This is a genomic window from Enterococcus sp. LJL51, assembly GCF_054871795.1.
The window spans coordinates 1-12,700 of record NZ_JBTXLW010000025.1 but is presented as its reverse complement, the minus strand read 5'-3'; the positions used below and the strand labels follow the sequence as shown (position 1 = coordinate 12,700).

16 protein-coding genes are annotated in these 12,700 nt (G+C 37.1%); 4 read left to right on the top strand and 12 right to left on the bottom strand.

The genetic code is table 11. From position 1 onward, the window contains the following. Positions 1–49: 49 nt before the first annotated feature. The gene (locus ACYSNQ_RS16730) at positions 50–919 is read right to left on the bottom strand and encodes an NAD-dependent epimerase/dehydratase family protein (RefSeq protein WP_426084733.1); all 870 of its coding nucleotides are present in this window, start codon (positions 917–919) and stop codon (positions 50–52) included. A gap of 276 nt (positions 920–1,195) precedes the next feature. Here ACYSNQ_RS16730 and ACYSNQ_RS16725 point away from each other — a divergent pair, with 276 nt between their 5' ends. The 3 genes from ACYSNQ_RS16725 to ACYSNQ_RS16715 all read left to right on the top strand — a co-directional run bounded on the left by ACYSNQ_RS16725 (position 1,196) and on the right by ACYSNQ_RS16715 (position 3,165). Beyond that, on the top strand, positions 1,196–1,774 hold the full coding sequence (locus tag ACYSNQ_RS16725) for a histidine phosphatase family protein (protein ID WP_426084732.1): 579 nt from the start codon (positions 1,196–1,198) through the stop codon (positions 1,772–1,774). A gap of 96 nt (positions 1,775–1,870) precedes the next feature. Further along, positions 1,871–2,314 carry a MerR family transcriptional regulator gene (locus ACYSNQ_RS16720; RefSeq protein WP_426084731.1) on the top strand — a complete coding sequence of 148 codons (444 nt, stop codon included), beginning with the start codon at positions 1,871–1,873 and terminating at the stop codon, positions 2,312–2,314. Beyond that, positions 2,314–3,165 carry an aldo/keto reductase gene (locus tag ACYSNQ_RS16715; RefSeq protein WP_426084730.1) on the top strand — a complete coding sequence of 284 codons (852 nt, stop codon included), beginning with the start codon at positions 2,314–2,316 and terminating at the stop codon, positions 3,163–3,165. Before ACYSNQ_RS16720 ends, ACYSNQ_RS16715 begins: the two co-directional genes overlap by 1 nt. A gap of 149 nt (positions 3,166–3,314) precedes the next feature. Here the strand turns inward: ACYSNQ_RS16715 and ACYSNQ_RS16710 are convergent, their stop codons facing one another. The 11 genes from ACYSNQ_RS16710 to ACYSNQ_RS16660 all read right to left on the bottom strand — a co-directional run bounded on the left by ACYSNQ_RS16710 (position 3,315) and on the right by ACYSNQ_RS16660 (position 12,256). Next, complete coding sequence (locus ACYSNQ_RS16710) at positions 3,315–3,773, bottom strand: GNAT family N-acetyltransferase (protein ID WP_426084729.1); 459 nt, start codon at positions 3,771–3,773, stop codon at positions 3,315–3,317. 23 nt (positions 3,774–3,796) lie between these two features. Continuing rightward, complete coding sequence (locus tag ACYSNQ_RS16705; RefSeq protein WP_426084728.1) at positions 3,797–4,315, bottom strand: GNAT family N-acetyltransferase; 519 nt, start codon at positions 4,313–4,315, stop codon at positions 3,797–3,799. Positions 4,316–4,327: 12 nt separating this feature from the next. Then, positions 4,328–4,783, bottom strand: a complete 456-nt coding sequence (locus tag ACYSNQ_RS16700; protein ID WP_426084727.1) for a MarR family winged helix-turn-helix transcriptional regulator — start codon at positions 4,781–4,783, stop codon at positions 4,328–4,330. Positions 4,784–4,898: 115 nt separating this feature from the next. After that, the gene (locus ACYSNQ_RS16695; RefSeq protein WP_426084726.1) at positions 4,899–5,960 is read right to left on the bottom strand and encodes a BtrH N-terminal domain-containing protein; all 1,062 of its coding nucleotides are present in this window, start codon (positions 5,958–5,960) and stop codon (positions 4,899–4,901) included. Positions 5,961–6,100: 140 nt separating this feature from the next. After that, on the bottom strand, positions 6,101–7,180 hold the full coding sequence (locus tag ACYSNQ_RS16690) for a S66 family peptidase (RefSeq protein ID WP_426084725.1): 1,080 nt from the start codon (positions 7,178–7,180) through the stop codon (positions 6,101–6,103). 55 nt (positions 7,181–7,235) lie between these two features. Further along, positions 7,236–7,475 carry a GNAT family N-acetyltransferase gene (locus tag ACYSNQ_RS16685; RefSeq protein ID WP_426084724.1) on the bottom strand — a complete coding sequence of 80 codons (240 nt, stop codon included), beginning with the start codon at positions 7,473–7,475 and terminating at the stop codon, positions 7,236–7,238. 364 nt (positions 7,476–7,839) lie between these two features. Next, complete coding sequence (locus ACYSNQ_RS16680) at positions 7,840–8,373, bottom strand: NUDIX hydrolase (protein ID WP_426084723.1); 534 nt, start codon at positions 8,371–8,373, stop codon at positions 7,840–7,842. 113 nt (positions 8,374–8,486) lie between these two features. Beyond that, the gene (locus ACYSNQ_RS16675; RefSeq protein WP_426084722.1) at positions 8,487–9,032 is read right to left on the bottom strand and encodes a hypothetical protein; all 546 of its coding nucleotides are present in this window, start codon (positions 9,030–9,032) and stop codon (positions 8,487–8,489) included. Between the two features lie 130 nt (positions 9,033–9,162). After that, positions 9,163–10,017 carry a leucine-rich repeat domain-containing protein gene (locus tag ACYSNQ_RS16670; protein WP_426084721.1) on the bottom strand — a complete coding sequence of 285 codons (855 nt, stop codon included), beginning with the start codon at positions 10,015–10,017 and terminating at the stop codon, positions 9,163–9,165. Between the two features lie 404 nt (positions 10,018–10,421). Then, on the bottom strand, positions 10,422–11,225 hold the full coding sequence (locus ACYSNQ_RS16665) for an HAD family hydrolase (protein WP_426084720.1): 804 nt from the start codon (positions 11,223–11,225) through the stop codon (positions 10,422–10,424). Positions 11,226–11,254: 29 nt separating this feature from the next. Continuing rightward, complete coding sequence (locus tag ACYSNQ_RS16660; RefSeq protein WP_426084719.1) at positions 11,255–12,256, bottom strand: ROK family protein; 1,002 nt, start codon at positions 12,254–12,256, stop codon at positions 11,255–11,257. A gap of 230 nt (positions 12,257–12,486) precedes the next feature. Here ACYSNQ_RS16660 and ACYSNQ_RS16655 point away from each other — a divergent pair. Further along, the coding region (locus tag ACYSNQ_RS16655; RefSeq protein ID WP_461731384.1) for a transposase at positions 12,487–12,700 on the top strand (214 nt) is incomplete at its 3' end.

Sequence of the window (12,700 nt, the reverse complement as noted above, 5' to 3'; positions counted from 1 at the left end):
CTTTTCGTGCTGCAATAAACAAGATGTATTTATTCACAATCTCTTCTTTTTAATGCGGCTTTATTTCAGCATCAATTAGCTGAAACAGCCAATGATGAATATCAGAAAAGTCAAAACCAAGAGTATGAGCTTTTTCTGTATTTATACTATATTCAGGTGTGCCATTGTAAGGAGCGGCAGTTGCAAAGGGATTTAATAAAATGCCTTTGCCTGTCTGAGTGCTAATATAGTCAGAAACATTTTTTACCGAAACTGTTCCTTTAGAGGCACCATTTATTGCACCTGTAAATGAACAAGTACTTAAAAAAGCTAAAAATGCTCCAGCTTCTTCTGAGCTGACGAAGCTCATTTGGTTCTCAAAGTTATCACAGTGTACAGGTTGCTGATTAAGGGTATGTTGAATATAAAACCGCAGTCGTTTTGTATAGTCATCTAATCCGACGACGTAAGGAAAACGGACAATCACTGCATCAACGGAAGCATATTTCTGCGTGAGAATACGCTCTAGGGAACGTTTACCTTCTGCATAATCAGTTTCGTCTCTGTTAACTAATCTATAAGGCTGATCTGAACTATCAAAGTCTTCTTCCACTGTATTCAGATGGAGTACTGGATAAACAGCTGTCGATGAAGTAACAATATATCTATGACAATGAATGGATGACAATAGATTATCTACATCAACAGAAGTATACGCAATATTATCATAAACAACATCAAATGCTGAGTCGCTCAATGTTTTTTGAATACTTTCCTTGCTTGTCCGGTCAAACACAATTCGTTTAACCTGATTGCCAAAAGAATCCTTAGTAACGCCCCTGGTGGCTAAGGTGACATTTTCTCCACTGGATAGCAGCTGTTGTACCAAATGTTTTCCAAAAAAACGGGTTCCGCCCAATACTAAAATATTTTTACTCATTAGCTATTTCCTCCCCATGCTTTTTACTGTAATTTGCTATCGAACTATCTCTACATCTTTTCTCTCTGTTATTTTAGTCTACCATCAAGATTTTATGTTAGAAAGCGTCTAATGAATTTTATTATAAAGAAGTTTCTCTTCTTTGACACTTTCATTAAAAACTATAATAATCAAAAAAATTAATGTTTTTCTTGCCTTGAAGTGGACTTCAGGGTTTATGATAGAGTTATAAAAATTTAGTAGTGGATAAGGAAAAATAGTGAAAGGGTGAAACTAATGACCAAACATCTATATTTGATGCGCCACGGAGAGACCTTGTTTAATCAACAGAAAAAGATACAGGGCTGGTGCGACTCTCCTTTGACGGAAAAAGGCAAACAGCAGGCAGTAATTGCTGGCAGTTATTTTTCTGAGAGAAATATCACGTTCGACGGAGCTTATGCATCAACTTCTGAACGGGCTTGTGATACATTAGAGCTTATCACTCATCAACAATATACGCGGTTGAAAGGATTGAAGGAATGGAATTTTGGCGCAATGGAAGCGGAGCATGAATATTTAAACCCGCCTCTCCCCTATGGCAATTTCTTTACTGCATATGGCGGAGAAGAAGAACAACAATTTAAAAAAAGAGTATCTGATACCTTATTAAAAGTTATGCAGGAAGAGACCGGTAAGACTATTTTAGCTGTTTCTCATGGTGCATCCTGTCGTCAGTTTATGAGAAACTGGCAGCATACCAGCCAAGTTGACCAACAAGGACGGATTGGCAACTGTTGTATTTTGAAGTTTGCTTTTGAAAATGATACCTTCGAGCTGTTGGAAATAATCAATCATGATTTTTCCGGATTATAAAACGACCGGCTTTTTATAACAGCTTCTAATTAAATAGAAATAATGGTCAGTTCTATTCTGTACAAGGCAGCTGAAATTTTAGGAGGGACAAAGGAAATGAACATTAAACAAGCGGCAGAGATGTTTGATTTAACAGTTGAGGCTATTCGCTATTATGAACGTGTAGGAGTCATACCACCCGTAAAAAGAGATAAAAATGGCTATCGAGTCTTTACCAAACGTGATTTAAACTGGATATTTCTAGCAAAAAGTCTGCGCAATGCGGGATTGTCAATAGAATCTTTGATAGAATTTGCGTCTCTTTCTCAACTAGAGGGAGATGAACGGCTGGCACAAAAAGATATTCTCAAAGAACAGCTCAATGAGCTGGATGAGAAAATTACAGAAATGACGAAAGTCAGAGAACTGCTTCAATATAAAATTGAAACCTACGACGACCATATTGCCAAGTTTCGAACTGGAAATTTATCAGATGATGAAATCGAGGAATTATGGAAGATGAAGCATTTCAAAAAGAAAACAGACATGGAGGAAGAATAATGAAAGCAATAAAGATGAATAACGGTGTAGAAATCCCTGTTCTTGGTTTTGGAACCTATCAAATTACTGATTTTCAGGAGGCAGAAGCAGCTGTCTTAGCAGCGCTACAGGCAGGTTATCGTCATATTGATACTGCTCAATCATATATGAATGAAGAAGCAGTTGGTCGCGGACTAGCTAAATCTGGTATTCCTAGAGAAGAATTGTTTGTCACAACAAAAATTTGGGTAGAAAATGTATCGTATGAAGGAGTTAAAACCTCTTTCCAACAGTCCCTTGACCGCTTAAAACTTGAATACATTGATTTATTACTGCTTCACCAGCCGTATAACGATGTTTATGGTGCGTGGCGTGCTATGGAAGAGCTTCTGGCAGAAAACAAGGTGCGCTCAATCGGCATCTCTAATTTTGCAGTAGACCGGGCAGTTGACTTGGCCGAATTTAATGAGGTTACTCCTCAGATTAATCAGCTTGAAATCAATCCTTTTCATCAACAGACTAGAAATATTCAAGCATTGAGAGAAGAAAATATTCTTCCAGAAGCGTGGGCTCCCTTTGCAGAAGGAAAAAATGATATCTTCAAGAATGAAGTGCTTGTTGGAATCGGTCAAAAGTATCATAAATCTGTTGCTCAGGTAATTATCCGCTGGCTGATAGAACAGGATATTGTGGTATTGGCAAAATCTGTAAAACCAGAACGGATGGCAGAGAATCTTGATGTCTTTGACTTTTCATTAACAGATGAAGATAAGCAAGCAATTGCTGCACTGGATGCGGGTGAAAGCCAATTCTTCTCTCATGCAGATCCTGCCATGATTAAATGGATGGCAAGTAGAAAATTAGATATTTAAAATTAAACGGCTAGTAGTTTAGAAAATAGAGTAAACAAAAGGTATCCATCATTCAGAAAACACATGTAGTAGAAAAAAACGACTTAGAAAGGCACTGTTCTCGTTGTCCTCTCTAAGCTGTTTTTATTAGGCGGAAAACCAGAACCAGTTTATTCTTTATGATAATACATCCTTGTTAGTCCAGCCCCGCCCTGCTCTTTCACTAGACATAGAAATTCCCAATGATATTTTTCATAAAAAGTAGTATGGTCTGTAATAAGATAAAGAAAATCAATCCCTTTTTTCTTCATATCCTTACAAGTAAAGTCAAGTAATTCTCCAGCAATACTCAATCCCCGATAGTCTTTCTCTACGAAGACTGCACAAATATTAGGAGTTAAATCTTTTCGCTCATGAAAATCATTCTCTATCACACCTAAGCCGGCAATGATTTTCTTGTTAGCCACCACAACATACCATTGAGGGACAGCCCTTTCCTCTATTAGACTGGCTTGCATACTTTCCCTATAGATAGCAGCAGGAATCCCCCATTTCTCATGGAACCAATCAGCTGCGTCATTGATTAATTCAGGAGCTGCTGAAATATTTCTGATTACCCATGTACCCATAACGGCTCCCTTCCGTTAAATTTTTACGATGCTAACTGTTTAAGCAGAATCAAATCTGTCTGCTTGTCATCTCCCATATAAAAGTCGTGGGAGCCGTATTCCAGAAACCCCATTTTTTCATAGAAGACTTTAGCAGCATCGTTTTTCTCCCAAACACCTAGCCAAATGCTGGTTTTCTTTTGAGCGTTTGCTGTTTTAACAGCCGTTTCAATCAGTTTCTTGCCGAGCCCTTTTCGTTTAAAAGCAGCTCGAATATAGATCCGTTCCACTTCTAGAGCATTTTTGTCAATTGGCTCCGTTTGAGCATCACCGCTGTTCAGTTTCATATAGCCTGCTAACTGCGTATCCTCATAAATAAAATAGAACTGAGACAAAGGATTCACCAGTTCTTTTGCAAGCTTTTCACGGTTATAAGCTTCCTTTAAGTAAACTGCCATATTTTCCCCTGTATTGTAAGCTCCAAAGGTATCCGAATAGGTTTCGATACTGATTTTCTGCAGTAATTCTAAATCCTCTGAAGTACATTTTCTTAGCTGGTTCATTTTTTAGCTCCTTTATAAATAGTTTCGTTTTTGTCCTTGTTTTAATTGTTCCCAATCGTTTGCCACATTTTTCTTCACTTTTTCTAAAAGCTGGGATAACTGTATTCTCTCTGCAGCACTTAGTCCGTCTAGTGCAATTTGGTTCGAGTATTGATTTTCTTTGATAATGATTGCAGCAATTTTCTCTCCCTTTACAGTCGGAAACAGCTTCTTTATCTTCTTGTTTTTTTCATCAAGCTGCTTTTCAATCAGCGCATTAGCCTCTAACTTTGATACCGCTCTGGCAACAGTCGTCCGGTCTACTTTAATCAAATCAGCCAGCCTGTCCTGAATAATACCAGGATTTTCAACAATTCTAACTAGATAAAGATACTGCCCTCTGGTTAAGTTAAACTCTCTAAATTCTACATTGGCTATTGCATCCAGTGATCGATAAATCAAACCGATATCTCTCAATACATCAATCATAGTCAGCCTGCTTTCTTTTATTTCGTTATCTTGATAATACAATATTTTTGTTGCATATACAACAAAAACCTTCAAATTACTCAGTCTAGACTAATAATTAAAGGTTTTTGTTATTTTACATATTTTTGTTGAACAGTTCAATTTCTTTTTTTAGTCTGTTTAACAACATAAGCTCTTTTTGATACAGACTGTAAATCACTTCACTAAGTTCGAGAAGCGCTGAAACATTGCCATTTTCAGAAAGTACCCATAAACTATCAGCCAACCTGTCCCATTGCTGCGCCAGTTCAACAAAAGCATTTCCTATTTCTGCTAAAATCGGCTGCCTCAGCAAGTTGCTGCTTTCAATTAGAAATGTGCCGAAAAGCTTTCTGAAAACCCCCCCGCCTGTCCCTCCCCGGTGATTAATTTGGAAATAATTAGTGACCGCAGCTAATTGAAGTTTTTGCGAATCAAATTTGCTCCAACGTTTGATTTCTCTAGAAAATTTTTCAATCCCGGATATTCCTTTTAATTTTGCTTCTGGAAAGAGCATCCTCTCGCAAGTGTTGCTAATTGCCTGAATCAGCATGTGTTCAGTTACTCCTTTGAAATTACTTAAGTCAAAGCTTACTGCCTGATTATTGGCCGGAAATGGCCGATGCCTGCTGCTTCTGGCACACTTTATTTCCTCAAAACCAACTAAGTGATAATCACTACCCATTAATCCTTTCGGGGTATGAATCGGCTGGCTGGTTTGATCTCGGTCGCTGACATAAAAAAGTTCATTTTCATCATCGTATCCGAAAAGTACAATGCTATGCCCGCCGAAATGACCTGCATCCTCCATTTGTAGATAGTTAAGATAAGCCATATCCACATAAATCAGTAATGGGTGCCCTGAGGATAACTCTTTTTTTGCAGCGGCTTCAGCTTTCTCAGCAATCCTGCTTTTCTTGATTTGTACGTCGATTCCCAGGTTCTTTGCTAAAATTTTCTCAAAATCAATCGTTTTTGAACGTCCAGAAACTAATGGTGCGTGAGCTAAATTTACATAGGTAAAATCCAGTCCTTCTCCTAACCCAAAAATCATCGCTTCTGTCATTGGATGTCCGTAATAAGCAAAAACCTGCTTAACTGCATTAGTAATACAATGATGCCCTCCTTGGGGCACAAACTCCTCCAAAACAACTTTCATCCTACTTCATCCCTTCCTTTAATTTGATGAGTTAAGTCTATACTCTGATGTAGGAAGAGAGTCAAGCAAAAAAGAAACCAGCCTTCAGTCAAATTCTGAAAACTGGTTTAACTATGTAAAACACATAGTAGCTATAACTGTTAGCCAGAGAACATTGATTCCTTAAAACGTAAAATGCTTTCATCGGCATTCACTTCACAAACAACGCCGTAGGGCAGAACGCATCGTGGGGTAGCGTGACCAAAGTTAATATTATAGAGTATCGGGAGGTTTTTATTATCAATCACTTGAAGTAATTCCTCTTTATACTCCTCATAATATTTTTCATCCTGAGGTTTACCCACGATTATACCGTTAACCACTTCGAAGATTCTTTTTTCTTTTAATAGCTGAAGAATTTCTCTGAAAACCTTAGGAGTTGGCTGTTCCTCACTTGTTTCAATAAACAAAATACTTCCCCGCCATTTTTCTAAAGTTGGAAATAGTCGATAGTGCTCACAGATTTTCTGTTCGTCAGGATAGCGGTTTGCTGTTAGAATATCGGAAAGGCTCTCTATACAGCCTCCTAGCAGCGGGCCTTCAAAAACTGAGCTGCCTTGAAGCAGTTCAAAGCCTTTTGTTTCAGTGTGGGCAACACGATCCTGACCGATTGCTTCCCGGGAGAAATCCGTTCGTTCCTCATACCAGATATCGCTGGAACTAATCTCCTGTATCTCAGACTGGGAATCCAAAAAATTTAGAAAATATTTTTTGGTATAGGGCAGCATATCAACGGCAATATCTGCTAAATCAGTTATAAAGGCTAGACCATAATAAGTAGTCAATCCCAATTGATAAAACATTAAATGATTAATGGTTGTATCAGAGAAACCTGTAAAGATTTTAGGCTGATCTTTGACAGTTTGGATAAACGCTTCATCCTCCATTAAAAATGGAAGCAACCGGTACGTGTCGTCACCGCCAATCGCACAAATAATTCCTTTAATTGCTGGATCTAAAAAAGCTGCTTTTAAGTCTTCAGCTCTAGCTTCCGGATGATTTTTAAGATAATCAATTCCTTTCAAAGCATTAGGCATAAAAACAGGTATAAGCCCTAAGCTTTCCAACCGTTCTTTTCCTATACTTACGTTATGACTGGTGCTTTCTTCACCCAATAGCCCGCTAGACAGACTAACAATGGCTATTTTGTCTCCTTTTTTTAACCGTTTCGGTTTGTTCATCCTCTCCAACTCCTTTTTTAGATGATTGTTGTTATTTTTAAGTAAACCAGATGTATTAAGCGACTGATTTGGATAGAATCCAGAGTTGACCATACTCTGTCTGGATTCTCTTTTTAGTCTCTTTATAGCCGCATGCAGAATATAAGCAAATTGCTGCTAAGTTCACACTATTCACAGCTAAGACAATCTCGTCAATCTTGGGAAAATGGACTTTGATATACTTATCCAATAACAGAAGCGCCTTTTTGGCATAGCCTTGTCCCTGATATTGCCAGTCTGTTGAAAAACTGCGCAACAGCATGGCCTGAGGATTATCAGAATATGCTGCTGCTTTCTCCCCTTTTTAAAGAATAAAAAAAGTTGTAGCTTTTTCCTTGTCGATTAGAATTACGGGAAAACGGTTGACATCTCCCTTGGCAGCGTCTATTGCTGTTCTTGGCAAGCCTGAGAACAAAATCTGGTCTTTAGGTAAATGATAGTCATTTAACTGTTTATCGATTGAACGGTTTTGCTAATACGGAATTAGTTTCACATGAACATCTCCTAATAAATAGAATCATTAGATAAATAATTTATAGACGAATTTGAAATCATTGTCCCCGCTCTGATTGGATCAGAAAAACATGGCTGCCGCTTTATACACAAAGTCTTTTAAAGAATTACATAGATAAAAAAAGGAGCAAGGCAGTTAATGTTAACCCATCCTTGATTTCGTTGTTAGCAATTTTTTCTTTAACTGTCTCTATTGATAGCCAGCGTACTGCAGCTATTTCTGCCTGATCATAGGCTTTTTGCGGAGCTTCATCTATAACCCTTCCAAAAAAAATAACAAAACGTTGGTTGGAAATACCATTAGAGGGGAAATAATCATACCCTGTTCCTTCAATCTGTACTTCGTACCCTGTTTCTTCCAAACATTCACGAACAGCTGCTTCCTGTAGGCTTTCACCTGAATCAGCGGAGCCTGCAGGAATTTCTAAGCTAATTCGATCAATAGGATAGCGGAAAGGCTCTACGAATAGAAGCTCATTTTTCTTATTGACAATTACAGCAGCAGCCACTGGCTGGTGCACATCGATAACATAATATTCTGGAAAATGATGTCCAGTCTCTGTATGAATATCATCTCGATAAACTGCATACCAAGGATTTTCAAGAAGTTTTTCTCTTTTATTTCTTCTAAAATGCTTCATTTTACGACTTCCTCCGATTTATCAGATTATTCCAGATGTTTGGTGAATGACGCATAAAGACTTGCAGTTCCTGTACTCATAAAGAAGACTTGTAAACAACTGACAAAATTTGCTTAGACTTCTTTTTCTCTAAACCAGTTAAGCACTTGTTCTTTATTTTCAATTCCTTCTAAAAGAATATAGGAAGCTTCGTGTTTTGTTGTATAGAAAAAAATACTTACTGGAGATATTTTCAGATTATCGATATCCTTTCTATTAATCTTTTTACTAGCTGTTTCACTGATGATTGTTAATGTATCTTCTTGAAAATAAGCAGTCATCGGAATTTTCTGAGCTTCATTATTATTGAAATAGGTTTGCAGCAAATCTTTCCGTGCTTTCCCCTTGTAACAATACCAATAGGACTTTGCAGCATTCTTTTGTAGAAAGAAAAACAATACAGCTGCAGCTATTAACATAACCAGTGTTAAAACGACTGAATGTGTAAGCAGCCAAACAATTGCTGGATACACTAAGACAATCAAAATAAAGGAAAGACGAATCCAACGTTGGACGGAATCCCTCACACTAGGATTTTTATTACTTAGAAAGATGTTTTCCTGATGAGCTAAGTAATCATCAATGGATAACTGATAGTTGATTTCAAAAGTGTCTTTCATTTTTACTCCTTCGCCTTTGTTTAAATTTACTCCCAAGTACTGGAACAGGGAGGTTAGAAGATTGGGTTATATACTTATGGACTCATCTTCCCCGAAATCTGATGTAAAAGTATACCGTTCATTCATCACACTAATAGTAAATAACACAATCCTGCGCTGCCAGCTCTTTTAGCCAACTCGGGCGTTTTAGTTCATGATTCCATCTCAAGTCTAATCGACGCAGCTGCTTGAGCTGTAAGATTTCCTCAGGTAGCTCGGTTAGATGATTACTACGTAAGTCAAGTTCGATTAGCTGTTGTGCTTTTCCAAGTTCAGCAGGAAGTTTGGCTAGTTGATTGCTGCGGAGATTAAGACGTTGAAGTCCGGATAACTGGCTGAAATCCAGCCCCAGTTGGACTAGATTATTCTTTTCTAAATCCAATACCCGAAGCTTACCCCAGAGCGTTTCAGGGAATACAAAGCTAGTCAGCTGATTATTTTTCAAATAAAGCTCTCGTAAATTCGTGAGAGCTTTCAATGTCTCCGGCAGCTGGTCTAAATGATTATCCATCAGCCGCAGCTCCTGTAAGTCAGACAGTACGCCGACACTTTTAGGCAGCTGTTTCAGTTGATTGCCGCTTAAATTTAGATATTTAATTTTAGGCAGCTGGTCAAAGCAATCGGGTACTGCTTCGAACAGGTTATCATGTAAATATACATAGTCTTCTAGATTTGAAAGCTTAAAAAAATCTCGTGGCAGCTCTTTCATTTTGTTATGCCCAAAGTCAATTATTTTTAATTGAGATAATTCTCCGATTTCTTTTGGCAGCTTAGTGATTGTATTGACCGAAATATTTAGATTCGTTAAATTCTTCATAGCAAAGATTGCTTCAGGAATACTGGAAAAATGATTATTATAGATATTAAAAGCAGTGACTTCAAGTGCATCATATGAATGAATCTCCGGCAGTTCTGATAAATTTTGAGACATCTTAATGATTTCCATTGTCTATTTCCCTCGGTTCATTGTTCAGATGTATAGCCATTAATCGTGCTTATCTTATATTTTTCTTTAAAAACAGCTTACCATTTTATCTAGTAACAATAAATACGTATTTTACCTAAATGAAGAAAATATATTAAATGCTACTTGTTACACTAGATAATTTAGAGCGTATACTCTTTTGGGCTGAGGCTGTTAATCACATAACAATTTCATAAGGTATTTTGGAAAACTCTTCTGCCTCAAATAAAAAAATGAAACAAAAGCAGAAATTTCCCGCTCCTGTTCCAATTGTTATGTTTTTCCTCCGGTTTTAAATGTATCAATGCAGTGGATAAAGCAGCATAATTTTAAAGGTCTTTTAGGAAAAATGACTCTCCTCGTAAAGCAAAAATTGTATAGTTAAATTATTTTTGTAAGTTCAAAATTTGCAAAATTGTCTGCATGACACTGTCTTCTTCATTGGTTCTGATGATATAATTTGCTGCTTCTTTTGTCTCTTCAAATCCATCACGCATGGCAAAGCTGAATGCGCCCCGCTCCATTAGTTCCACATCGTTCAAGCCATCTCCGAAAACCATAGTTTCTTCTGGTGTAACATTCAACAGCTCCTGCAGCTTGGCAACGGTTGTTCCTTTATGAACGCCGATATTTGAAATATCTATCCAAGCAGCTTCGGAAGCTACGATATACGCTTGATCAAAGAATTGACTTAGCTCTTCTCTAGTTTTAAAACAACGCAGCTTTTCATCATAAATCGTTATTTTCACAAAATCATCTGTGATTGCTGTTAGATCATCTATTTGAATAACCTTTGCATAAGAACCTTTAACCATTTTTAACCCTGCTTCATCTAAATCTGTTCGAACATAAGCAGCTTTTGGTGTGCAGGCAATGATAATATGTTCTCTGCTAATTTCTTCCAGACGCTGGATAATTTTTTGACCCAGTTCATTTTTTATAAGAGATTGGTACACATACTCACCTTCATGCTTAATACGAGTCGCACTGTCACCTAAAATCCAAAAATCCTTGGCTTCTTCTACACCAAAAAGCTCTTCAATCCGTTCACATTGCTTACCTGTACATGGTGCAAATACAACATTTGTCTGATTCATCAATTCCTTGACCTCTTTAAAAAGCGGCCGATTAAAATCACCTTGACGATTCAAAAATGTGCCATCCATATCTGTAATAACTAATTTAATCATGTGTCATCCTCCTTAAAATAATATCTATCTTACTCTTTCATAAGACTACTAAAATAAATCGAATTCTGTAACGAAAGCCAGTGTAAGCCGCTGAAGATGTCTTCTGTAAGATGATTACTGAGCTGAATTTTCGGCTTATTTGGCTGTTTCAAAATAACTGAATTTTTTGATAAAGCCGTTAGTACCTCCTCTTCTGTAACAAACGATTCAGCGTTAAAAACAACTATGTGATGCGGGGCAATAATACCGTTATAAACTGCTACTAACTCTATCAGCTTATCCCAATAGAGTGCAGCTGATTCATCAATTAGTGCTGGTAGATACTTCACTTCCCCTGCCAGCCCTTGATTCCCAAGAAATAAATGATTGTTGTAAAAAATACTAATTCCTGGTACCTCTCCTTCAGGAAAATAAATGCCAACAATGATGTTGCTCCTATCAATTTTTTTTCTAATGAAAAAACCAATAGTTGCCAGGTTGGCGTCATTTTGAACAAATATTGGCAAAGACAAATAGTTATTGATTTCCTTTTTGAAATTCCAGCCGTTCATCTGATCATACCAGCTTGAAGTAACAGTATCTTGATGCACTCTTCCCGGCAGCGCGATGGAAATCGAATGAATCTTTGGATATTTCTGATACAGTTTGCTGCAGATTATACTTAAATGTGTTAAATCGACTATAGAAAAATCATACTCATTCTCAAAAATAGTCAATCCTTTTAAGTTTACAACTTTAGCCAATACTTTTAAGCGTTTTTTAAAAGCTTGGATGGACAATAACAAAAAGAAATAGCGGTTGTAATTAAAAAAATATCTGATAGACGGACGACCAATATCCTTTTGTAACTGATTTCCAGAAACAAACCACCCCTCTGCAACCAGTTCCTTTACTAAACTATTTACAGTGACAACGCTGATGTGAGCTCCTTCAGCCAATTCGGCCTGTGTGGCAAATTCCTTCGAGAATAGAAAAGCTTTCAGCTCTGTCTTATTCACTAGCTTGATTGGATGATTTTGCCTACTGCTCATTTTTCTATTCTCCTTTCCTTAAATAAATATTATTAATTAAGTAACTTAATTATATAGTTATGTTTTGAATTTGTAAATAGCTATTTTCTTAGAAGAAACAAAAAGGGAGTGGGACAATAGTCAGAAGAAAATCTGATTATTTTCTCACTTTTTTAATTTTAGGGTACACAAAAAGCACGCAACCGTGTAAGATTAAAGTGACTAAACCAAATCAAAAGGAGCGTGCTTTTATGTTTAAAGATTATACCATTAATCAAACGATTTTACCATTAGAGTTGGAACAGTTTATTCCTGAAACGGATGTCGCTTTTGCGGTTAATGCCTTAGTCGAAGCCATGCCGCAAACACTCTTTAATAAATTAGAAGAACAATTAGGCCGACCGGCCTACCACCCGAAGATGCTATTAAAAATTATTCTGTATGCGTATACTCAGCGTGTCTTTT